Raw genomic sequence first — 24372 nt, forward strand, 5'->3', positions numbered from 1 at the left:
CCTCTTAATTACTAAGACTCGCCAAAAACGAGGTAGACATAAATGCCTTTAGGGAACCTGTCTTGTGCGGTTGTAGCATATAGCCGTTTAGGTGCTATAAACTATAACATAAAGATGTTATCATGAATCATAGACGGTTGTCAATAAATGTTCTGCTAACTATTTTTTCCGTTCTACAATTTCTTTTTACTTCCAAAACGAACGATAGCATACTTTTCGATAATATCATCTTTGAAATAAATCTCAAATGGAATATTTTTTTGTAATCCTTTTTGCAAAAACTGTTTTTGCAGTTCTTTAGGCGCAGCGATTAATACTGCTTCATCTTCTATATTGCCATATGTGATTAGTTCTCTCTCTAACTCATACGCAATTGTTTCATGCGACATCACATAACCCGTCGCTTTGCAAGGTACACACTCTTTTAATAATACGTCCCGTAAAGAATGCTTTTTACGTTTACGTGTCATTTCCAAAATCCCTAGCTCCGTAAAGCCGAGCACCCTTGTATATGTTCGGTCATCTTGCATAGCAGCTATGAGACATTCTCTTACCTTTTCTTTATCTTCTCTTTTTTTCATATTAATAAAATCAATTAATATCATACCACCAATATCACGAAGTCTTAATTGGCGTGCAATTTCTTCAGCGGCTAGCTCATTTGTGCAAAGTACTGTATCTTGTAAATTTTGTTTTCCCGTAAACTTGCCCGTATTCACATCAATTACAGTCATCGTCTCCATTTGTTCTACAATTAAATAAGCACCATTTGGAAGCCAAACAATTTTTTGGAGTGCTTTCTCAATCTCACGCTCTATTCCAAAATGGTTAAACATCGAAGACTTTTCATTATAAAAAGATACTTTTTCTTTTCCAACTTTGTCTTCTAATTCCTTTACTATACTTCTTGTATCTACAACTACTTTTTCAATTGTTTCAATTGGGTTCTCTTGAAATACACGATCTAAAAAGGTCGCCGGTCGATGAAGTAATAACGGCACCTTTCCTTGACCCTCTTTTCTTTTTAACTCTTCATACAACTGTTGTAATCCTTGCATTTCAGCTTGTATTTCTTCAATTGCTCCTTTTTCAGAAGCAGAACGGAAAATGTACCCCCCCGTTCCCTCTATTTCAATTTGGAGTAACTGTTGTCTTCTTTTATTATTTTTTATTTTTCGAGAAACAGCGCGCATCTCATCAAACGGCATATAAACGACATATTTCCCGGTAAATTCTATATTCGCTGTCAATTTAGGCCCTTTCGTATCAATTGCCTCTTTCACAACTTGTACGAGTATCGCTTGCCCTTCATGTATACGATAAGAAGATGGTACATCATCGTATGAAAGGTAAGCATGTTTTTCTAAACCGATGTTTACAAAAGCTGCATTCATTCCAGCAATTGTTCTTACGACACGTCCAACATAAATATGCCCAACAATCTCTTGCTCTTCATTACGTTTCCATAAAAACTCAACAATCTTTTTCTTCTCTTCAATTGCAACGCGCTTTTCCGAACCAGCGTAATTCACATATAACGTTTTCAAAATTATTTCCTCACTTTATAATCTTCTTTGCTTTTACAATAATAAAAGGTTAGTGCTATCGTCAACACTAACCGATTAATTCTTCAACTGATGAAGTTGTTCGTTTTTCAGTAAAATATGCATAGAGCAATTCATTTTCATCCAATGTGTAATGCTCTTTATATTTTCCACGGACGATAATAGAATGCTTATATCCTCTACGAAATTTTGTGAAAATCGTATATAAACGATCTTCCGTTTGCACTTCAATAGGTGCAATCTTTTCGATTCCTCTTTTGTTTCCATAATAACGTTCTAATAAAAAACGCATAAATGCATACCGTCTTTGTTTCCACTCTTGATATAATGACACTGCTAAAAATATGAGTAGTACCCACATCATAATATTGTTACTATTCCAAAGTAACTGCCATCCTAATATTACACTAAAAAAAACACATGACAATTGCATCATCTTTTCATGTGCTTGTAAATAAGGGAAACGATATGATAATACATTAAACAATACTTTCCCGCCATCTAACGGCCAAATAGGAAGTAAATTGAATGCTAAAATAATTATATTATTCCACATGAAGAAATAATATAAATCTGCATTCAGCCAACCAGCTTTGAACAACATATAACCTACCAGCATCATCCAAACATGTTGAATCGGTCCTGCAATTACGACAACAAGTTCCTCTTTCAATGACTTATTACCATGTTCCTCAAGCTCGGCAACGCCACCAAACGGCAAAAGCTGAATTCTTTTTATACGCCAATTATAGTGTGCTGCTGCAAAAGCATGCCCAAGTTCATGAATAAGAACAATACAAAATAACAGTAGTAACTCTTTAAAACGCGCAGTAAAAATACCAATGACAATAATAACCCAAAATAATGGATGCACGGAAATTTTCGTTAAAACGTCCCTATATTTAATCAAATGATATCACCTGGATCGGATCAATAAATTTCTCATTCTTTTTTATCGCGAAATAAAACTTTCCATTTTTATCATTTGTATCATTACTCACCGTTCCAATTTTTTGTTTCTTTGAAACGTAATCATATAATTTCACTGACATATCGTTTAAGTTTGCATACCATGACTCCGTACCATCTGCATGTTGAATTTGAACTGTATTTCCAAGTTCCTCTTTCTTGCCTGCAAAAACAACTAACCCTTCATTTACTGACTCCACTTTTGCATTTGTAGCTGTTTGGACAAATACACCTTGGCCATTTTTTTGAAACCCTTGCATTACCTTTCCAGAAGCAGGAATTGCATAATCTTTTTGCTGAATACTTCCTTCTTTTTTCTCGTTCGGCGAATAGAATACAAGCGGTTTTCCAAATTGCTTTTCGTACCATTTCGCTACAGTAGCAAACTGAAATTCCTCTTTCATCACTTTTTCTGTAACAGCTTTAGCTCCATTGAATGAAGAAGGAGCATTCTTATATAAAATAGCAACCGAAAGAACTAATATTGCTGATAATAAAACTTTGAAGAAAAAGACTTCCTTTCGAAATAAAGGATGCATTTCCTTTTCTCCATCTTCAATAAATACTGCTTCACTATCAAAATTCCCTCCGTTAAAATACTGCTCTTCCTCCATCCTTTCTTGCTCGGCCTTCCTTTTTGCAATCCGCTTTTTAATTTCTTCTACGCGTCTATTCTTCATACTGTCTCCTTTCTTTCGTTAAGCTAATTTCATTAGAAACAGTTGTATACAGTTTGTACATATGTATGAGCTAAGAAAGAAAGATATTCGTGTGAAGAAAAAAGAAAGCACCTCGCATATGTGCGAAGTGCTCTTAACGGATTCCAAAGAAGTTTTTCACCTTTGCAAATACCGATACCTTTTCTTGTTCAAATGCTTGTAATGGTACATTCTCACCTAACAAGCGTCTTGCAATATTACGATAAGCCAACGCTGCTTTTCCGCTTGGTTGCAACGCCACAGGTTCACCTGTATTTGTAGCTCGAATAACTTCATCGTCATCTTCGACAACACCAAGAAGCTCGATTGACAATGTACGTACAATTTCATCAACATCTAACATATCCTGTTCATGAAGCATATGACTACGTACACGGTTAATAACAAGTTTGGGTGGTTCAATATCCTCTTTTTCTAAAAGCCCAATAATACGATCCGCATCGCGCATTGAGGATACTTCTGGAGTCGTAACAACGATTGCTTTATCCGCACCAGCTACCGCATTTTTAAATCCCTGCTCAATCCCCGCAGGACAATCGATTAATATGTAATCATAATCTTGACGTAATACTTGTATTAATTCATCCATTTGTTCAGGTGTTACCGCTGATTTATCACTCGTTTGTGCTGCAGGTAATAAATAAAGATCATCAAAACGTTTGTCTTTAATAAGAGCCTGAGGTAAACGGCAACGCCCTTCAACGACATCAACAAGATCAAATACAATACGATTTTCCAGCCCCATTACTACGTCTAAATTTCGAAGACCGATATCTGTGTCAATTAAGCACACTTTCTTTCCAGATAACGCTAGGGCCGTACCAATGTTCGCAGATGTAGTAGTTTTACCTACTCCGCCTTTTCCAGATGTAATTACTATTGCCTCTCCCACAGCTATACAATTCCCCTTTCTAACTTTGTTAAATTAGGTCTAAGATGAGTGAGAAGTTGCAGGCGATCGACAACAATGTGATTGTTCTCATTAATATACGCACATTCTGCCGCCTCCGCTCCGTCTTCTTTCTCTTCCGGAGCCCGCATTGCCACATCACTAATTCGAAGTTGCATCGGGTTCATAACAGATGCAGCGATTACAGCATCCGAATCCCCATAATACCCAGCATGTGCAATTCCTCTTAATGATCCTACGACAAAAATATTCCCCCCAGCGATAACCGTTCCGCCTGGATTAACATCTCCAATTAACAACAAATTTCCTTTTACATGTAAAACTTGTCCAGAGCGAACAATTTTGGAAATAGGGACAATTTCTGTTTCTTCTTTCCAAGCTATTGCTTCTGCTTTAGTGATAACATCACTTTCAATTGAATCCACAACAAGATTCTTTTTATTACGAATTAACGTACGAATCTCTTCTTGTTGGACTTCTGTTAAATAACGATTTCCTACTCTCACATGCACTTCAATTAAAGAGCGCCCATCACCATCGTAGTAATGTGTAGAAAGTTTTTCGTCTAATTCCATCAATAATTCTGAGAATGAACAACAATCATCTAAATGAAGCGTTATCCCATCTTTTGTCCCTTTTATCGTTACATTTTGTTGCTTTTTTTCTTCCACTAAAGTTCACCCCACCGATTCAATTCGACATAAAATTAGAAAATCCTTTTTTCTTTTTCTTCCATCGCTTTTGAAAGACGCACTATATATCGTCTCAGTGGGAAACAAACTATCAATAAGAAAATAGCATTTAACAATAAAGTAGAAAGGAGACGATCTGTGAAAAAGACATACGCTGGCATATGAGTACGTCCTAATAAAGTTAAGAATCCATACACATAATACTCTAGTGCTACAACGCTAGCTAATATGATAGAAACAACAATAAATAAATTCAATTGTAGTACTTTCATCACACTATATACTAAATAAGCTAAAATCGGATAAGCAAAAATATATATCCCGACAAGTTCTGTGTATACGGTATCAAATAAGAAGCCAAATAATAGTCCGTAATAAATCCCTTGGACCGGACTATAATACACTGTAATAAAACATAAGACGATTATAAAGAAATGCGGTGCTGCTATGCTGTCTTTCCAAAATACATCCGTTGGAACAACAGTAGCAAACATATTTTCAAATAGAAACACAAAAAGGAGCAAAAGAGGAAGAGCTGCTCTTTTTAATATCTTCATCATCTCTTCTTCTCCTCCTATTCTAATGGCGCTGAAGGTGTTGCACGTTTAGCAACCGTAATATGCTCTACGTCATTTAAATCAGCGGCAGGTTTTACATAAGCTGTTTTTGTTAAGCCATATGCATCCGGCTGAACTTCAACGATTTTTCCAATTACAAGACCTTTCGGGAAAATATCACCTAGTCCAGATGTTACAACTAGTTGATCTTTCTCTACCGGTGCATCAGAGCCAATCTTTGTGAAAAGAAGTAATTGCTTTTCTTTGTCATAACCTTCAATCAATCCAAAGATTTTCTCTTGCCCTTGTACAATAGCAGAAACGCGATTTGTTCGGCTCATAGAACTTAGTAATTCTACTGATGATGTAAACTGAGATACACTTTTCACTCTTCCAACTAACCCTTGTGAAGTTACTACAGCCATATCTTTTTTAATTCCTTGCTGTGCCCCTTTATCAATTCCAATTAAATCGTACCATTTATCTGGATTACGAGAAACAACAGTAGCTGGAATTTCAGTATACCCGCTATTTAACTCTTTTTTACCAGTTAGCTCTTGTAACTTCTTGTTATCATCTTCTAATTGTTTTACTTTCCCTGATAGACCTGCATAATTATCTAATTTTGCTTTTAATTCTTTATTCTCTTCATACGTGCGCTTTACATCCTCTACATTTTCGAAGAATCCAGCTACGTATTTCGCTGGCTTTTGGAATACACGTTCTACAACACCGACAGTATCTTTAACAAACTGCTCTGGCCATGTTAAACTGTTCCGTTCTTTCAATGAGATTCCAATCAATGCCACGAGAAGAATAATACTAACCAACAAAACAATTAATCTTTTGTTTAAGAAAAACTGTGGCACGTTCACACCCTCTTAATTTCACTGATTTTTATTTTGCAATATTATCGAGCAGCAGTTTTGAAAAGATCGATATTGTCTAATGCTTTACCTGTTCCAATTGCTACGCAATCTAATGGATCTTCTGCAACAAGAACTGGCATTTTCGTTTCTTCACTAATTACTTTATCTAAATTACGTAGTAATGCCCCGCCACCTGTTAATACGATACCGCGGTCCATAATATCAGCCGCTAATTCAGGTGGAGTTTTTTCTAACGTATTTTTAACTGATTCTACAATCGCATCTACTGTATCTTTTAATGCATCTGCAATTTCTTCTGGCTGAATTAGTACTGTTTTTGGTAAACCACTTACTAAATCACGACCGCGAATTTCCATAGGCTCGATACCTTCTGGCTCGCCTGCAGAACCAATTTCTAATTTTAATGCTTCAGCTGTTCTTTCACCGATCATTAAGTTATAGCTTTTCTTAATGTACTGAATGATTGAATCGTCCATATCATCACCAGCAACACGGACTGACTGGCTTGTTACAATACCACCTAGAGAAATAATTGCAACTTCTGTTGTACCGCCACCGATATCAACAACCATACTACCAGTTGGTTCCCAAACAGGTAAGTTTGCACCAATTGCTGCTGCAAATGGCTCTTCGATAGGATAAGCATCACGAGCACCCGCTTGACGAGTCGCATCGATTACTGCACGTCTTTCTACAGCTGTAATACCAGATGGTACACATACCATTACATACGGCTTACGTGAGAAGAAACCGTTTGATTTTTGAGCTTGTTGAATGTAATATTTCATCATTGTTGCAGTTGTTTCATAATCAGCAATTACACCGTCTTTCATCGGGCGAAGTGCCACAACGTTCCCTGGTGTACGACCAATCATTTGTTTTGCATCGCTACCTACAGCAACGATTTGTTTCGTATCAGTTTGTAACGCAACTACTGAAGGTTCACGTAAAACTACACCTTTTCCTTTTACATATACAAGCGTGTTCGCAGTTCCTAAGTCTATTCCAAGATCGCGAGTAAATCCACCAAATCCAAACATATTATTTATCTTCCTTTCTTGTTTTCACGGACTCATTTTTTCTTACTTTATATTATAAAAACAGTACGTTTTTTATATCTTTATCCTTTTTGTAGATAAATTTCTACAAAAAACTCATAAATCACATTATAAAACAAAATAAGTAAAAAGCATAGTCTTAAATATGACCTTTTTCCTTTAAACTCACGAATTTATGGTCACCTATTATAATATGATCAAGCACTTCAATTCCGATAATCTGGCCGCATTCTACTAAGCGTTTTGTTACTGCAATATCTTCACGGCTCGGCGTGGGATCTCCTGAGGGATGGTTATGAAGACATATGATAGAGGCTGCTGCACGACGGAAGGCTTCTTTAAAAACTTCTCTCGGGTGTACAATTGACGTGTTTAAACTTCCAATAAAGATCGTTTGCCTATGTATAACTTGATTTTTTGTATTTAAATATAAACAAACAAAATGCTCTTGTTGTAAAAAACGCATTTCTTCCATCATGTATTTCGCACAATCTTCTGGACTTCGAATACTATATCTATTTTGATATTCTAAACGTACCATTCTTCTGCCTAGTTCAAAGGCTGCCATAAGTTGCGATGCCTTTGAAATCCCAATACCATGTATACTAATTAGCTCTTCTAATGTTGCATCTTTCAACATACGTAAGCCATCAAATTGATGTAAAATTTTATCTGACAACTTTAAAACTGTTTCTTCTTTAGAACCTGTTCTGAGTAACACTGCGAGAAGCTCTCGATTTGATAAACTTCCAGCACCTTCTAACAATAAACGCTCCCGTGGCTGTTCTTCTCTTACAACATCACGAATACCGTTCATCTCTCCACCCCTTTATTTGTTCTCTCAAAGAAAACCCCATGCAATTTTACGCATGGGTTACATCAATATCAAATTGTTTTAATTCCCGAACGAGACGTGCAATTGGTAAGCCAACTACACTATAGTAGTCCCCTTGAATATTTTGAACGAAAATAGATCCTTTACCTTGAATCCCATAACTACCGGCTTTATCAAAAGGTTCTTTCGACGCGACGTATGTATCAATTTCCTCTTCTGTTAACTCCCAAAATGTAACTTCTGTACGCTCATAAAAAGTAACCGTTTTTTCTTTTGCTATAATTGCAACACCTGTATACACTTCATGTGTTTTCCCTGATAGTAATTGCAACATCTCTTTCGCCTCATCCTCATTAGAAGGCTTACCAAGAATACGCGACTCATATGTAACAATTGTATCTGCACCTAACACAATGTGATCACTATTATTTTCTGCCACCGCTGATGCTTTTTGCAAGGCAAGCGACATTACAATATCAGAAGGCGATGAATATGCACCAATTGTTTCCTCTACTTCACTTACAACGATTTCAAATGGCACACTAGCTAACTCAAGCAATTCCTTCCTCCGAGGTGACCCTGAAGCTAAAATTATTTTTCTCATATTTTCTCCTTCCTTTCTCACATGAAGCAGAACAATTTATATTAATCGTATCAAAGGAATAGTTTGCCCACAAATGAAAGAAATATTAATTTCTCTAACTAAAATAACACTTCTTTATTGCATACGATTATATTCCTGTCATAGAGAAAGCACTTTGCTCTAAATTCAAAAGAAAAGAAAGAAGTACATGTACTTCTTTCTTACTCATTTTATTATCCTATCATTTCACTTTCTACGAAACAATTTTTTCATACGAGAGTAAACCATCAATAATAACTTGATTTAATTTCGCCAAAGATTCCTTATCCATCTTCCCATCTTTTACTGTTTGTACAGCTACCGACGTATACATATACAGTTTCTTTGCTTCTTCTTGTTTCATACTTTTCCCTTCTTTTTCAACCTTTTTCCATTCTTTTTCAATTACTTCTATATCTTTTGCGCTGCTTTTTCCACCAACTTGTACGCTAGAAGCATATTTTGCTAAATGAGTGTATAATGGCTGCACTTTTGTTAAAAATGTTCCTACTTCTTTATCATCTTTCAGCAATGCTTTATCTGTTATATCCCAGTTCTTTTTTAAAACGGAGACACCATCATTTTTATACTTAGTCATTAATTGATTTATAGACTGTTCATCGCTAGCAATACCAACAACTATTGCATACTTATCACCGCTCGGTCTCAAAGCACCAATGCCCCCATTGCCTTTCCATTCTTCAAGAGCTGCCTGTCCCTTTTCTTCAGAAGAATAAAGCCCCCCTTGAACAAAAAATAATTTCATTGGATCCAATGAAGTTCCTGCTTGTGCTTTTTGTTTTTCTTCTTTCGGTGCTGGTGTTTGTTCTGCCGTTCCACCCACCTTTGATTCTCCATTTCCAGTCGGCCTTGAAGCTGTCACTTCACTTCCTCCTGTCGTTCCTTGTCCAGTAAGTAAATGAAGCATCCCCATTCCAAACGCCGTACCGATAATGATTGCAGTTGCAACGATTACAATTAATGTATTACTCCACTTCTTTCGGTATTTTTCCACAGACATTGATTTCGCTTTTTGAAACGGAACAACATTTTTCGGTCGTTCACTTTCTACTACCATCCATTCAAATTCATCTTTCTTTTTTTCCTCATACTTCGCTTCTGTTCCATTCACTTTCACTGAGATCGTTCGTGATTGCTTGTCCATACACTCACACCTCACCTCTTATCGTTGTCCGCATCATATCATATTCATTTCATAAAAAAACGAGATATTTGTCAGAGGAATTCGCCAAATAACCCTATATATTTATCTTATATGTATGCATTTGACTTCATTTGTAGAACAAAAAAACTAGATAGCAAAGACTATCTAGTTTTTCTCGCAAATATATTTTCGTACTTCAGAAATGAAATAAAGAGAACCTGTTATGATAAAAACATCATTTTCTGCTATCATTTCAACTTTTGTATCAATTGCCTCTTTCCAATTTTCAAAAACTAATTTTGATTCTTTCTGTGAATATGATGCAAGCTTATCAGCAGAAATAGCACGATCAAAGGCGAATGTTGTAAAAATAATTTCATCTGCAATGGTTTCTAATTGGCCTACCATGTTATGTAATTGTTTATCACCAAGGGCAGTAAATAACACTATTACATTTTTATCTTTGCAATGCGCTTCTACTGTTTTCACAAGGCTTTCGATACCTTCTGGATTATGAGCACCATCTATAATAATATCTGGATTACTTTGCAGTTTTTCAAAGCGCCCCACCCAATACGCTTCCTGTAATCCAGTTCTTATTTCTTCTTCCTCAATTAAAAATGATAAGTATGTTTTTACATACATGACTGCCATAAGCGCAAGTGCTGCGTTTCCTACTTGGTGGCTGCCTTTCATTGTGATTCGCACATCTTCAAAAGAGGCGAAAGGACAAGTGAAATCGAACTGTTCTCCATCTTCACTAGACTGTTTATGTAATGCTGTAAAATGGTTGCCCATCTCGTATAAGTTTGCATGATTTTCCTTTGCAACATTTTGAATGACTTGCAAAGCTTCTTCATCTTGTACACCAGTAATTACCGGCACGCCAGACTTAATAATCCCCGCCTTTTCATATGCAATTTCTCCTAGTGTATTTCCTAAAATATGCATATGATCGTAACCGATATTCGTAATAATCGTGAGAACAGGGTGTATAACATTGGTAGAATCAAAACGTCCACCAAGCCCTGTTTCAAATAAAACAACATCACAGAAATTGAATTTGCCGAAATAGCAAATCGCCATAACAGTAATAATTTCAAACTCTGTCGCTTCCCCTAAATCCGTTTCATCTAGTTTTTCCACGACTGGTTTTACCAGCTTTACAAGTTCAGTAATCTCTTCGTCTGCAATTGGTGTTCCATTCACACTAATGCGTTCATTAAATGATTCGATGTAAGGAGAGGTAAACGTTCCTACCTTATATTTCGCGCCTTCTAACATGTAACGCATATATGTTAACGTTGAACCTTTTCCATTTGTACCAGCAAGATGAACACATTTTATATGACGCTCTGGATTTCCGAGCTCTTCTAGCATCCAATTCATTCTTTCTAATCCTGGTTTAATACCAAATTTCAATCGGCTATGAATCCACCCTATCGCTTCTTCGTATGTATGTATCACGTATGCTTTTCCCCTTTCAAAAGACAACTTTCATAGTTCTATTATACGCAAAGAAAAGAGACTCACCAATATAGTGAGTCTCTAAAAATATTTTTACTTTTCAAGATCTGCTAGACGTTGACGAACTGCTTCGCGTTTTTCTAGGTAATCTTGCTCTTTCGCACGCTCTCCTTCAATAACCGCTGCAGGAGCTTTCGCTACGAAACCTTGGTTAGAAAGTTTCTTCTGTACACGTTCTACTTCTTTATCGAACTTCTCAAGTTCTTTCTCAAGACGAGCTCTCTCTTCATCAAGATTGATAAGATCAGCTAACGGTAAGAATAACTCTGCACCTGATACGATTGCAGTCATTGCTTTTTCTGGCGCTTGTAAGTCCGTTTGAATTGTTAATTCGCTTGGGTTACAGAAACGCTCAATGTAAGAGCTATTTTTCGTAAGTTGAGCAAGTACAGCCTCATCTTTTGCTTTAATTTGCATTTGAACTTTTTTGCTCATTGGCGTATTTACTTCTGCACGGATGTTACGAACAGAGCGAATGATATCAACTAGAAGGTGCATTTCTGCCGCAGCCTCCGTATCTTGTAAATCTTCGCGAACTGTTGGCCACGCAGCTACTGTAATAGACTCGCCTTCATGCGGTAAATGTTGCCAAATTTTCTCTGTTACGAATGGCATGAATGGGTGTAATAGACGCATTGTTTGATCTAATACGTAAGCTAAAATAGAACGAGTTGTTTTCTTAGCTGCTTCATCTTCACCGTATAGTGGAAGTTTCGCCATTTCAATATACCAATCACAGAAATCGTCCCAAATGAAGTTGTATAATGAACGACCAGCTTCACCGAACTCATATTTATCCATGTTACGTGTTACGCTTTCGATTGTTTCGTTTAAGCGAGTTAAGATCCACTTATCCGCAACTGATTTTTCACCAGTTAAATCGATTTCTTCATACTTCATATCATCCATGTTCATTAATACGAAACGTGATGCGTTCCAAATTTTATTAATGAAGTTCCAAGTAGATTCTACTTTTTCCATGCTGAAACGTAAATCTTGACCTGGTGCACTTCCTGTTGATAAGAAGAAACGCATTGCATCTGCACCGTACTTCTCGATAACATCCATTGGATCAATACCGTTACCAAGAGATTTACTCATTTTACGACCTTGCTCGTCACGAACTAAACCGTGAATTAATACATCTTTAAATGGACGCTCGCCTGTAAACTCTAAACCTTGGAAAATCATACGAGATACCCAGAAGAAGATGATATCATAACCCGTTACTAGTGCATCTGTTGAATAGTAACGTTTGAAGTCTGCTGAATCTTCATTTGGCCAACCAAGTGTGGAGAATGGCCATAATGCTGAACTGAACCATGTATCAAGTACATCGTTATCTTGATTCCAGTTTTCAATATCTGCTGGTGCTTCTGTACCTACGTATACTTCACCAGTTTCTTTATGGTACCAAGCTGGAATACGGTGTCCCCACCATAATTGACGAGAAATACACCAGTCATGAATATTTTCCATCCAACGTAAATATGTGTTTTCAAAACGCTCTGGTACGAACGTTACTTTTTCTTCTTCTTTTTGTTGAAGCGCTACTGCTTTTTCAGCAAGTGGAGCCATTTTTACGAACCACTGTGTTGATAAATAAGGCTCAACAACCGCACCGCTACGCTCACTATGACCTACTGAATGCATATGTGGCTCGATTTCTACTAATACGCCAGCTTCTTGTAAGTCTTTTACTAATTCTTTACGGCATTCGAAACGATCCATACCGTTATACTTACCAGCTTTTTCGTTCATCGATCCATCTTCGTTCATTACTAAGATGCGTGGTAAGTCATGACGGTTACCTACTTCAAAGTCATTCGGGTCATGAGCTGGCGTAATTTTTACAACGCCCGTTCCGAAATCTTTTTCTACGTACTCATCAGCAATAATCGGAATCTCACGGCCTACGATTGGAAGTGTAACTGTTTTTCCGATTAAATGTTTGTAACGATCGTCTTCTGGATGAACTGCTACTGCTGTATCACCAAGCATCGTTTCTGGACGAGTAGTAGCAAGACGAATGTGACCAGAACCATCTGTTAACGGATAGTTCATATGGTAGAATGCACCTTGAACTTCTTTATGAATTACTTCAATATCAGAAAGAGCTGTACGTGTTGCTGGATCCCAGTTGATGATATATTCACCACGGTAAATTAAGCCTTTTTCGTATAATTGAACGAATACTTTATTAACCGCATCTGATAAACCTTTGTCTAATGTGAAGCGTTCACGAGAATAGTCTAGTCCTAAACCAACTTTCCCCCATTGTTGACGAATGTGAGAAGCGTACTCTTCTTTCCACTCCCAAGCTTTTTCAAGGAATTTTTCACGGCCAAGATCGTAACGTGAAATACCTTCTTCACGAAGTTTTCCTTCTACTTTCGCTTGTGTTGCGATACCAGCATGGTCCATTCCTGGAAGCCATAGTACATCGTATCCTTGCATACGCTTCGTACGAGTTAAAATATCTTGAAGAGTTGTATCCCAAGCATGACCTAAGTGTAACTTACCAGTTACGTTTGGAGGTGGAATTACAATTGTATACGGTTGTTTCTTCTCGTCTCCTGTTGCTTCAAAATATTTGCCTTCAAGCCACCATTGATAAAGGCCTTCTTCAACGGACATATGATCATATTTAGTTGGTAAATTCTTTTCCGTGTTTGACATTATTTTCCCTCCTTAAAATAAAAAATGTCCCTCATCCAAAAAGGACGAGGGACATCGCGGTACCACCTTTATTTACAAACAAATTCATAATTTGCTTATACTCTTAATTTGATAACGGACAAATCCGTCTTTTCCTAATAAGAACTATTCCGTTCAGAAAAGATGCTCCAGGGCTACCTTCTAACATAACTATCTAGAGAATCTCCCAGCTAATGATTCTCCTCTCTGAAGACGTTTCATGTTATACTCTTCCCCTTCAAGGCATTTATATGATTGTTAATTATTATATACAATAGTGTAAAAAACGAAACCTTATTCGTCAAGATAAATTTAAAACTACAGCTTTTGGTGCCAAAAAGAAGATAAGTAGAATCCTCTACTTATCTTCTTTACCCCGCTATTTGTGGGCAGTAAGACCTCCACCTCAAAACTCAGCTGAAGCAAAGAAGTTAGATGGGAGCCCTGGTGCCCGTAAACGCCCAATTAGTGAAGGCTAATCATCAGCGGGGAATGTTTACTTTATCCGTTCCCTTGCTGGGCAGCTTGTAATTGTGACAGGAAATATTCTATATTGCTAACGAGCCAATGCGATTGTTGCAAACTCTTTACTCCGCGCAGTTCATTTTCCTCGTTACGATTATCTCTTCTTTTCTTATAAGACTGGATTTGCCGAATAAATTGCGATGGATACGTCATATACGCAAACATAAGTAGTTGCTCTTCTTTCGTAAAAGGGAAATTTTTTTGATAAATTTGAAACCATTCAAACCGATCACTTCTTGCGATTGGATATGTGTTTAAAGACCGTGAATAAAAACCTACTATATCTTGCACAGGCGTTGCAAACTTCGATTTTTCTAAACTAATAAAATAGCCATTCCGTTCATAGTCAAATAAAAAATGATTCAGTGACACATTACCATGCACAAAAGTAATACGCGTTTTCTCCTTTTCTTTCATCGCATCGTTCCACTCATTTAATTGCTTCGTTGCAAATTCACGCGCTCTCATTACATGATGATAGTACGTACAATATTGCAATTCAAACGGGGACATATACCATTTTGATTCAGATTCTACGAGAAACTCTTCTAACATCTCACCATCATTTTCCCAACGATCGGATATACTTGTATAATGTTTTTCTAAATCTTCTTCCGTATACGTTTCTTCCTTCACAGTTTTTTGATGCAACGTTCCAAGTGTCTGAAACATTTTATGGTATTGATCATTGTCCTCACCGTTTCCTTCTGCACGTTCTAACCAAGGCATTAAATAATAATTATACGTCCCGTCACTTAAAATATAACTTCCATCCGTCGCATGATATATAGGTACATAATTTGAAAAACCTTTCTCCTTCAAATATTGAATATGATGCAGAAAGTTATTCCGCTCTAACTTTCTGCCTTCTATTTTCTTGAGTGCATATGGACCTTGATTCGTATAAATTTTCATTACATTTCCGTGCTCTTCCATATGCTGCGTATCCAATCTATATTGCCTCACGATAGGTTCATAGTGATTTCGCAACTCAATATCCATACGAATAACCCTTTCTATTCAAAACATAGCCTCTAAGAAAGGAAGTGAGTGAAAACACTCACTTCCTTATTTCGCCTTTACCCTTGAAACGGGAATATAAATAATTTGCCCCGTATTTAAAAATATATCTTCTGTTTGATTGACACGGTATAAATTTTGTACAGACGTTTCATAACGGTCTGCAATAGATTCAATTGTATCCCCTTCTTGCACGAAATACATTCTTAACTTTGTAAATTCTTCTTCCGGTTCTTTCGTAAATAGTTTTGTTAAATAAAGCGCATTTTCATCTCGCTGTGAGTACTCTTCTTCTTGTTCTTCCTGCTTTTTCGCTTTTTCTTTCTTGAAATCTTTTCGTCCGAACAGTTCAAATTGCGGCGTTGTTTCTTGCTCCTCTTCACGTTCCACAAATTCATGTTCTTCTATTTTCTCTTCTTCTAATTCCTGCTCTTTTCTTTCCTCTAATTGGAACGGTTCAAATGCGTAATCTTCCCACTCATCTGATTCCTTATATGCTGGTTCTTCTACATGCGGCGCCGGTCTATTTTCATCCTCTTGCGCTGAATCTTCTTCTAACTCAGCATACACCGTTTCTTCCTCTTCAACTTCATCCTCGCTTCTCTCTTCATCACACAAACCGGTAATAGATATATCCGCTAATAATTGTAAGCAACCATTTTCCTTTAATTCATAATCAAATTCCTCGATTGATACATATAGCTCTTCAATTACTTTCACTCGATTTCTCGGAATTGATATTTCAAGTGGAAAGGAATGAACAAGTTCATTAACCCCATCTTCTCTTGTTTCTACATAATCAATTGACTTTGCTGGCGATAGTTCTCTTAATGAATACGCGGAATCATCTTTTCGTGCAACATACTCTCCCGTTAAATCTAATTGTCCTCTCACGATTACTTCATGATCAAGCTCTTCTATCTCAACGTCTGGGTCTAACGAAATTGACAAAAGTTCTTCGACTTCCTGTCCTTTTTGGAACCACACAGATTCTTTTAATGAAAATCGTAATGAATGATCTGTAGCCACTTCTTTTCCCCCTCCCAAACTATATGTCATTACAGATTTATGTGTGGGAAGCTTACTTTATGAATAAAAAAAATCGCTCCCCTTATGGAGAGCGATTTTCTCTAATACACTACGCTTTTAATTTTGACATTGCAATTTCAGCTGCTGCAATCGTCGCTTCAATATCTGCATCACTATGTGCTGTCGATAAGAATAAACCTTCGAATTGAGATGGTGGTAAGAATACACCTTGTTCTACCATTTCACGATAGTAAGCCGCAAAGAATTCTAAGTTTGAAGATTTTGCTGCATCGTAATTAATAACGGGTTCATCTGTAAAGAAAATACCAATCATAGAGCCTGCACGGTTAATATGATGCGGAATGCCATGTTTTTCAGCTGCTTTACGTAATCCAGCTTCTAACATTTCAGCTTTACGCTCAAATTCTACATATGATTCTGGCGTTAACTGTACTAACGTTTCATAACCTGCCGCCATTGCAAGTGGATTACCTGATAAAGTACCAGCTTGGTAAATCGGTCCGCTTGGCGCAACTTGGCGCATAATTTCTGCTTTACCACCGTATGCTCCTACCGGTAAACCACCACCGATTACTTTACCTAGGCATGTTAAATCAGGCGTTACGCCATAATAACCTTGGCCACAATTATAAGCTACTCGGAACCCTGTCATTACTTCATCAAAAATAAGCAATGCACCGTTTTGTTCTGTTACTTCACGAAGACCTTCTAAAAATCCAGGCTGCGGAGGAACAACCCCCATATTTCCTGCTACTGGTTCTACAATTACACAAGCAATATCATCACCGAATTGTTCAAACGCGTATTTTACGCTTTCTAAATCGTTATAAGCTACTGTAATCGTATTTTTCGCTACACCTTCTGGTACACCAGGACTATCTGGTAAACCTAAAGTCGCCACACCAGAACCAGCTTTAATTAATAACGAATCACCATGACCGTGGTAACAACCAATAAATTTCAAGATTTTATTACGACCTGTATAACCACGAGCTAAACGTAGTGCACTCATTGTTGCTTCCGTTCCAGAGTTAACCATACGCACAATCTCAATTGATGGCACGCGCTCAATAACAAGTTTTGCTAATTTATTTTCAATTTCTGTTGGTGCACCGAAGCTTGTACCTCTTTCAGCAACAGATTTTAACGCTTCTACAACACGATCATTTGCATGACCATGAATTAAAGGACCCCATGATAATACGTAGTCGATGTATTCATTCCCATCGATATCATATACTTTAGAGCCTTTTCCACGCTCCATAAACAACGGATTCATCCCAACAGACTTAAAGGCACGAACCGGGCTATTTACGCCACCAGGCATTAAGTCTTGCGCCTCTTCAAACGCTGCAATTGACTTATCAAACTTTTTCATTATTTAGCGCCTCCTTCTTGTAACCATCTTGCTGCATCTTTTGCATGATACGTAATAATTAAATCTGCCCCTGCACGTTTCATACTAATTAATTTTTCAAGAACAACTTCTTTTTCATTAATCCAACCATTTTGCGCTGCCGCTTTAATCATCGAATATTCACCACTTACATTATAAGCGACAACTGGTAAATTAAAGTTATTTTTCACATCACGAACGATATCTAAGTAAGAAAGAGCTGGTTTTACGATTAAGAAATCTGCACCTTCCATTACATCTGATTCTGCTTCACGGAATGCTTCCATACGGTTTGCCGGATCCATTTGATATGTTTTACGGTCACCAAATTGCGGTGCACCGTGCGCAGCATCACGGAATGGTCCATAAAATGCTGATGAATATTTCACAGCGTACGACATAACTGGCACGTGTCCAAAACCATTTTCGTCTAATGCATGACGAATTGCTGTTACGAAGCCGTCCATCATGTTTGATGGCGCAATAATATCCGCTCCTGCTTTCGCTTGACTTACAGCTGTTTTCGCAAGAACTGCAAGAGACTCGTCATTTAAAATAATCCCATCTTCAATTACACCGCAATGACCATGGCTTGTAAATTGACATAAACATGTATCTGCAACTACTACTAGCTCAGGGAAATCACCTTTAATTTGCTGAATAGCACGTTGTACAATTCCATGATCACAATATGCTGATGATCCAACTTCATCCTTTTCAGCAGGTAAACCAAATACAATAACAGAACGAATACCTAAATCAACAACTTCTTGCATTTCAGTTTGCAATAAATCTAAAGACATTTGATATACGCCCGGCATAGAAGGAACTTCATTACGAACATTTTCACCTTCTAATACAAAAATAGGGTAAATAAAATCTTCCGTATGTAAAAACGTTTCACGCACAAGTGCACGCATGCCCCCGCTTTGTCTTAAACGACGATGACGATTAAATTGTAAAGAGTTCATAGATTTCTATCCCCATTCTTTCATTTTATAGATTCACAAACATATTGTAGTAATGCTTCTACAGTGTACTCTTTCGGCACAATAACAGACGGAAAATAAAGACTTGCCTCTTTTTCCGTAATAGGTCCTATACAAGCAATTGTACATTTTTTTGTCCATTCTCTCCAGTTTGTACCCTCAAGTAAACGAACAAAACTAGTAACAGTTGAAGGGCTCGTAAATGTAATAATGTCTACTTTCCCTAACTTCAATGCTGCTATAAGTTCTTGCTTTTTTTCTATATTCACTTTCGTACCGTATACGATTAGCTCATCTAGAGAAACACCAATTTCCCGAAGTGCAACCGGAATTACCTCTCTTGCTAAATTCCCTTTCGGAAATAAAATACGTTCGTTTCCACTTAATTCTTTTAGAAACTCTTCTGCAAATGCTTCTGCAACAAATGAAGTCGGAACAAAATGAACTTGATAGCCCCTTTTTTCTAACTCTAATTTTGTTTTCACACCTACCGCAGCGATTCTAATGGTTAGCGGTAGTTTCTTTTTTAAACTATCTAGAAAAAAAGCTACACCATTTCTGCTCGTAAAAATAACCCAGTCGTATGAATGTAGCTGTTCTTCAATATGTTGAATTTGCCTATGAGACATACCTTCCATACGCAAAAGCGGAATTTCCAATGGAATTCCGCTCTTTTCTTTCACTGCTACACTCATTTGTTTCGCTTGATGCTGGGCACGTGTAATCAATACCGTTTTTCCAGCGAGAGCGTTCATATTTATTGTTGCTCCTTATTTGCAGCAAGAATGAGTTCTTTGGCGCCTTGTTTAATTAAACGGTCCGCGGCCTCTAACCCTACTTCCTCAGGATTAGTACCCACTACTGTCTCTTTTAATAAAACAGAGCCATCCATAGAGCCGACAAGAGCTGTTAATTCGATTGCATCGTTTTCTGTAAGGGTTGCATATCCAGCAATTGGAACTTGGCATCCACCTTCAAGTTTATGAAGAAATACTCGCTCCGCTGCCACTGTTCTTTCTGTTATCGTATCATTAATATGCGCTAACAACTGCAATAAATCCTTATCATCCTCACGACACTCAATCGCTAATGCACCTTGTCCTACAGCAGGTACACATAACGTCTCATCTAAATGTTCTGTAATAACTTCATTATCCCAGCCCATTCTTTGTAATCCTGCTGTCGCTAAAATAATTGCATCGTAATCTTCTTCTTTTAATTTACGTAAACGTGTATCGATATTTCCGCGAATCCACTTCACTTGTAAGTCTGGTCTCGCAGCGAGTAGCTGTGCACTACGTCTTAAACTACTCGTACCTAAAATAGCACCTTCCACTAACTCTTTAAACGATGCTCCATTTTTTGAGATAAAAGCATCACGAGGGTCAACACGCTTTGGTGTACAGCCAATCATTAAACCTTCTGGAAGTACGGCTGGCATATCTTTCATACTATGTACAGCCATATCGATTTCTTTCGTAAGTAACGCATGCTCAATTTCTTTAACGAACAAGCCTTTTCCGCCTACTTTTGAAAGAGTAACATCTAAAATAACATCACCTTTTGTGACAATTTCTTTCACTTCAAATTCATATGGTAGACCTAAGGCTTTTAACTGATCAATAAACCAGTTTGTTTGCGTTAATGCTAGTTTACTCTTTCGTGATCCTACAATAATTTTGCGCATAATTCTCTCTCCTCATTATAAATACCAAAAGTGGAAATTGGACAAACTGCTTAATAGAAAAATGTTTACTAGCATTACGAGAAACGATCCGATATTCCACTGTACAATTTTCTTACCTTGCAACACATCTGCCGCTCGTAAATATAAACCTGTGCAATACACAAATAGAACGACAAAAGATCCGATTACTTTCGTATCATACCAATGGAAATTATCCAATTTTGTATATCCCCATATACATCCTAATAAAATTGCTAGTAAGAAAAATGGAACAGAAAATAAATTTAATCCGTAAGACATAGATTCTAGCTTCGGTAAATTCCCTAACCTTCTTAATCTCGCATTCCATTTTTTCTTTTTTAATAGGCGATATTGCAATAAATACATAATAGAAAAAATGAACGATACAGTAAACGTTGCGTAAGAAATAATTGCCATACCGACATGCACGTATACAAGTTCTGAAACTAATTGTTCCGCAAGTACTGGCGACATCTTTCCGAGCGGTGTAAAAATAGAAAAAGCGCTTACGCCAAATGCTACAACATTTGTAAAAAAGACTAAAAAGTCAATTCTCATAAATCGATTAATAACTAACGACATCGTAATCAATAACCAAACATAAAAATAAATCCCTGATAATAAAGTTAAAATAGGATTCGTTTCTGAATCTGTAGCTCTAAGCAACATAAAAATAGACTGCAGGACCCATACAATCGCAAGTAACCAAAAAGCAAATCGGTTCGCCTTTCGGTTACTTTGGAAATAATCTATAAAATATAAACTAATGCTACAAGCATATAAAATAATTGCAATATGATAAATAATACTGTTATTTAAAAAACTCATCCGATCATCCTTCCAAATTATAAAGATGGAACGGATGGTGTCCACACTCTTTTATGTTCTACTTCTTCCGCACGACTCTCTACTTCTTCCGTTTCTAAATCAAAAATCTTTGCAAATAACGCTAATTTTTCGCTCGCTCCCTCTTCAGCAGCTATTTCTTTCGCTACTAAAATTGGGTCTTTTAATAATTGATTAATAATACTTTTCGTATGCTTACTAATAACTTTTTTCTCACGATCACTAAGGTTTGGTATTTTTCGCTCTAGGCTTACCATCGTTTCACTTTGGATTGCAAGTGCCTTATCACGAAGAGCTGATATTAATGGAACAACACCAAGTGTACTTAACCACGTTTTAAACAGAACAATTTCCTCTTCAATCATAAATTGAATTTTCTCTGCCTCTTTCAAACGCTCAGCACGGTTTGCCTCCACTACTCCTTGTAAATCATCAATATCATACAAGAAAGAACCTTCTAGCTCATCAATCGCTGGATCAATATCACGCGGCACTGCAATGTCAACCATAAATAATGGACGACCAGAGCGCATTTTCTCCACCTTTGTCATCATCTCTTTCGTAATGACATACTCAGATGCACCAGTTGAACTAATTAAAATATCTGCTTCTAATAATGCACATTGTAATTCGCTTAACGATTTTGCATGTCCCATATATTTCTCAGCCATTACTTCTGCTTTCGAAAGCGTCCTATTCATAACTGTTACTTTACGAGCACCACTTCCATATAAGTTTTGTAGTGCAAGTTCGCCCATTTTACCAGCACCAAGAATAAGCACATGACAATCTGTTAACTCGCCAAATATTTTCTTTCCAAGCTCAACAGCAGCATAACTAACAGACATTGCACTTTCCCCGATTGTTGTTTCTGAGTGGGCACGTTTTGCTAATGTAATGACTTGCTTAAACAATTCATTAAAAATTGTGCCTGTTGCTTTAACTTGTTGCGCTTCTAAAAAGCTATCTTTTATTTGACCTAAAATCTGCGTTTCTCCGACTACCATTGAATCTAAACCGCACGTTACGCGGAATAAATGATCTATTGCGCCATCTTGTTCAAAAATAGTTAAATATGGCGCGACTTCTTCTATTTCAAGCTGAAACCAATCAGCTAAAAACTTCTTAATATAATACCGTCCCGTGTGTAATTGATCGACAACAGCATAAATCTCAGTGCGATTACAAGTTGACACAATGACATTCTCTAACACGCTCTTTTGATTTTGTAATGTAGTCATCGCTCGCTCTAGTTCTGCTGCCTGAAATGTGAGTTTCTCACGAAATTCTACAGGGGCTGTTCGATAATTTACACTAACAACAAGAATATGCACGCAGCATGTCCCCCTTCACCCGTTTTATCACTTTATCTACTATCATAATACAACTTTCCTCTTATGAATCTGACAATCGTGTGAACAACCGATTATTTTTTAATTATTCTCCGTATGTAATAAAGGAGATTCAGTAACACTAATAAAAAAATTTCTACTTTATAATGATTATAAATTAATAACTCTATTTGTACGTTACCAAAAAAAGCCCTCATAATCAAGTGATGGAAACTATTCCATATAAATTATAACATCATCTTCCCTATCTTCTTTCATCATGAAGGAAAATATGTATGATTGTTCCAAAATGTAACAAAGACTTTCTCAATACAATGTATTTGACATTGCATTTCTTTTTCGTTATATTGGTTTTACAAAATTAAATTGTGCACAATTTAATAAGGAAGGAGTTATGTATGGTAGATAATTCTTTACATCTAGATAACCAACTTTGTTTTTCTATTTACGCCTGTTCTAGAGAGGTTACACGCTTTTACCGACCGTATTTAGAAGAAATGGGCATTACGTATCCACAGTACATTACTTTACTCGTACTATGGGAGCAAGATGGACTCACAGTAAAAGAAATTGGAGAACGTCTATTTTTAGATTCCGGTACGTTAACACCTATGTTAAAACGAATGGAATCATTAAACCTTGTAAAACGCGTTCGTTCCAAAGAAGATGAGCGAAAAGTATGTATTGAATTAACAGAACAAGGTAAAGATTTACAAGATAAGGCTTGTTCATTACCAACAACAATGGCAACAAATTTAGGAATTACAGAACAAGAATATCGTTCTTTATTAATTCAATTAAATAAACTAATTGAAACAATGAAAACAATTAATGATGGAAAAGGGGAATAAATATGGATAAATTATATACTGCTTCAGTAACAGCAACAGGTGGAAGAAATGGGAAAGTAGTTTCAGATGATGGCATATTAAATCTTGATGTAAAAATGCCGAAAGCACTAGGTGGTGCAGGCGGAGAAGCAACAAATCCAGAACAACTATTTGCAGCTGGTTATGCAGCTTGTTTCGATAGTGCATTACAACTTGTCATTCGTACAAAACGTGTGAAAGTAGAAAGTACAGAAGTAACTGCTCACGTTTCTATCGGAAAAGATACAGATGGTGGTTTCGGCCTATCTGCTGTACTTGATGTACATGTGGCTGGCGTTTCATATAGCGAAGCACAAGAACTTGTAGAAGCGGCTCACGGTGTATGTCCTTACTCGAAAGCAACACGAGGAAATATTGAAGTTACATTAAACGTACGCTAAAAAATTTAGC

General features: G+C 36.9%; 23 protein-coding genes and 2 other annotated features. Of the genes, 2 read left to right on the top strand and 21 right to left on the bottom strand.

The annotated features are described in order from the left end of the window. Nucleotides 1–4: 4 nt before the first annotated feature. Nucleotides 5–82: a sequence feature (ribosomal protein L21 leader region), on the bottom strand. A gap of 91 nt (nucleotides 83–173) precedes the next feature. The 21 genes from DN401_RS05730 to hemA all read right to left on the bottom strand — a co-directional run bounded on the left by DN401_RS05730 (nucleotide 174) and on the right by hemA (nucleotide 23074). Then, on the bottom strand, nucleotides 174–1547 hold the full coding sequence (locus DN401_RS05730) for an Rne/Rng family ribonuclease (RefSeq protein ID WP_149287626.1): 1374 nt from the start codon (nucleotides 1545–1547) through the stop codon (nucleotides 174–176). A 67-nt stretch (nucleotides 1548–1614) separates the two neighbouring features. Further along, nucleotides 1615–2475 carry a stage IV sporulation intramembrane metalloprotease SpoIVFB gene (gene spoIVFB / locus DN401_RS05735; RefSeq protein WP_000599058.1) on the bottom strand — a complete coding sequence of 287 codons (861 nt, stop codon included), beginning with the start codon at nucleotides 2473–2475 and terminating at the stop codon, nucleotides 1615–1617. After that, the gene (spoIVFA, locus tag DN401_RS05740; protein WP_000797471.1) at nucleotides 2468–3214 is read right to left on the bottom strand and encodes a stage IV sporulation protein SpoIVFA; all 747 of its coding nucleotides are present in this window, start codon (nucleotides 3212–3214) and stop codon (nucleotides 2468–2470) included. Before spoIVFA ends, spoIVFB begins: the two co-directional genes overlap by 8 nt. Before the next feature lie 133 nt (nucleotides 3215–3347). Beyond that, nucleotides 3348–4145, bottom strand: a complete 798-nt coding sequence (gene minD, locus DN401_RS05745) for a septum site-determining protein MinD (protein ID WP_000503309.1) — start codon at nucleotides 4143–4145, stop codon at nucleotides 3348–3350. Nucleotides 4146–4147: 2 nt separating this feature from the next. Continuing rightward, nucleotides 4148–4834, bottom strand: a complete 687-nt coding sequence (minC, locus tag DN401_RS05750) for a septum site-determining protein MinC (RefSeq protein WP_000391522.1) — start codon at nucleotides 4832–4834, stop codon at nucleotides 4148–4150. 35 nt (nucleotides 4835–4869) lie between these two features. Beyond that, complete coding sequence (mreD, locus tag DN401_RS05755; RefSeq protein WP_000975766.1) at nucleotides 4870–5415, bottom strand: rod shape-determining protein MreD; 546 nt, start codon at nucleotides 5413–5415, stop codon at nucleotides 4870–4872. A 14-nt stretch (nucleotides 5416–5429) separates the two neighbouring features. Further along, nucleotides 5430–6281 carry a rod shape-determining protein MreC gene (mreC, locus tag DN401_RS05760; protein ID WP_001135488.1) on the bottom strand — a complete coding sequence of 284 codons (852 nt, stop codon included), beginning with the start codon at nucleotides 6279–6281 and terminating at the stop codon, nucleotides 5430–5432. A 41-nt stretch (nucleotides 6282–6322) separates the two neighbouring features. After that, entirely contained in the window at nucleotides 6323–7342 is a 1020-nt protein-coding gene (mreB, locus tag DN401_RS05765; protein WP_000466736.1) for a cell shape-determining protein MreB, read from the bottom strand. 157 nt (nucleotides 7343–7499) lie between these two features. Next, nucleotides 7500–8177, bottom strand: a complete 678-nt coding sequence (radC, locus tag DN401_RS05770) for a RadC family protein (protein WP_001013390.1) — start codon at nucleotides 8175–8177, stop codon at nucleotides 7500–7502. A gap of 46 nt (nucleotides 8178–8223) precedes the next feature. Continuing rightward, nucleotides 8224–8799 (bottom strand): Maf family protein, encoded by a 576-nt coding sequence (locus tag DN401_RS05775; protein ID WP_001226290.1) that lies wholly within the window; start codon nucleotides 8797–8799, stop codon nucleotides 8224–8226. 232 nt (nucleotides 8800–9031) lie between these two features. Beyond that, entirely contained in the window at nucleotides 9032–9982 is a 951-nt protein-coding gene (locus tag DN401_RS05780; protein ID WP_000361009.1) for a stage II sporulation protein B, read from the bottom strand. A 165-nt stretch (nucleotides 9983–10147) separates the two neighbouring features. After that, nucleotides 10148–11449 carry a bifunctional folylpolyglutamate synthase/dihydrofolate synthase gene (locus DN401_RS05785; protein ID WP_000582041.1) on the bottom strand — a complete coding sequence of 434 codons (1302 nt, stop codon included), beginning with the start codon at nucleotides 11447–11449 and terminating at the stop codon, nucleotides 10148–10150. A 93-nt stretch (nucleotides 11450–11542) separates the two neighbouring features. Then, entirely contained in the window at nucleotides 11543–14188 is a 2646-nt protein-coding gene (locus tag DN401_RS05790; RefSeq protein WP_000072244.1) for a valine--tRNA ligase, read from the bottom strand. 37 nt (nucleotides 14189–14225) lie between these two features. Further along, nucleotides 14226–14457, bottom strand: a binding site (T-box leader). A 250-nt stretch (nucleotides 14458–14707) separates the two neighbouring features. Beyond that, a complete protein-coding gene (gene ysxE / locus DN401_RS05795) occupies nucleotides 14708–15733 on the bottom strand; it encodes a spore coat protein YsxE (RefSeq protein WP_000350656.1) in 1026 nt (341 codons plus the stop codon). 66 nt (nucleotides 15734–15799) lie between these two features. Beyond that, a complete protein-coding gene (spoVID, locus tag DN401_RS05800) occupies nucleotides 15800–16810 on the bottom strand; it encodes a stage VI sporulation protein D (RefSeq protein WP_002024850.1) in 1011 nt (336 codons plus the stop codon). A 79-nt stretch (nucleotides 16811–16889) separates the two neighbouring features. Then, nucleotides 16890–18179, bottom strand: a complete 1290-nt coding sequence (hemL, locus tag DN401_RS05805; protein WP_000712943.1) for a glutamate-1-semialdehyde 2,1-aminomutase — start codon at nucleotides 18177–18179, stop codon at nucleotides 16890–16892. Then, nucleotides 18179–19168, bottom strand: coding sequence for a porphobilinogen synthase (gene hemB, locus DN401_RS05810; protein ID WP_001087073.1), 990 nt, complete (start codon nucleotides 19166–19168; stop codon nucleotides 18179–18181). Before hemB ends, hemL begins: the two co-directional genes overlap by 1 nt. Nucleotides 19169–19188: 20 nt before the next feature. Further along, the gene (gene hemD / locus DN401_RS05815) at nucleotides 19189–19941 is read right to left on the bottom strand and encodes a uroporphyrinogen-III synthase (RefSeq protein ID WP_000992353.1); all 753 of its coding nucleotides are present in this window, start codon (nucleotides 19939–19941) and stop codon (nucleotides 19189–19191) included. Nucleotides 19942–19943: 2 nt separating this feature from the next. Further along, nucleotides 19944–20873 (bottom strand): hydroxymethylbilane synthase, encoded by a 930-nt coding sequence (hemC, locus tag DN401_RS05820; RefSeq protein WP_001226414.1) that lies wholly within the window; start codon nucleotides 20871–20873, stop codon nucleotides 19944–19946. A 15-nt stretch (nucleotides 20874–20888) separates the two neighbouring features. Then, on the bottom strand, nucleotides 20889–21722 hold the full coding sequence (locus tag DN401_RS05825) for a cytochrome c biogenesis protein (protein ID WP_000008991.1): 834 nt from the start codon (nucleotides 21720–21722) through the stop codon (nucleotides 20889–20891). A gap of 17 nt (nucleotides 21723–21739) precedes the next feature. After that, entirely contained in the window at nucleotides 21740–23074 is a 1335-nt protein-coding gene (hemA, locus tag DN401_RS05830; RefSeq protein ID WP_000547868.1) for a glutamyl-tRNA reductase, read from the bottom strand. A gap of 416 nt (nucleotides 23075–23490) precedes the next feature. Between hemA and DN401_RS05835 the strand changes: the two genes are divergently transcribed. Together DN401_RS05835 and DN401_RS05840 are read left to right on the top strand one after the other, a co-directional pair. Then, entirely contained in the window at nucleotides 23491–23943 is a 453-nt protein-coding gene (locus DN401_RS05835) for a MarR family winged helix-turn-helix transcriptional regulator (RefSeq protein WP_000228197.1), read from the top strand. Between the two features lie 2 nt (nucleotides 23944–23945). Next, nucleotides 23946–24362: an organic hydroperoxide resistance protein gene (locus DN401_RS05840; RefSeq protein WP_149287627.1), complete on the top strand. Its 417-nt coding sequence runs from the start codon at nucleotides 23946–23948 to the stop codon at nucleotides 24360–24362. Nucleotides 24363–24372: the final 10 nt, after the last annotated feature.

The sequence above is a fragment of the Bacillus sp. BF2-3 genome, assembly GCF_008368795.1.
In the GTDB taxonomy this organism is placed as follows: Bacteria; Bacillota; Bacilli; order Bacillales; family Bacillaceae_G; genus Bacillus_A; species Bacillus_A cereus.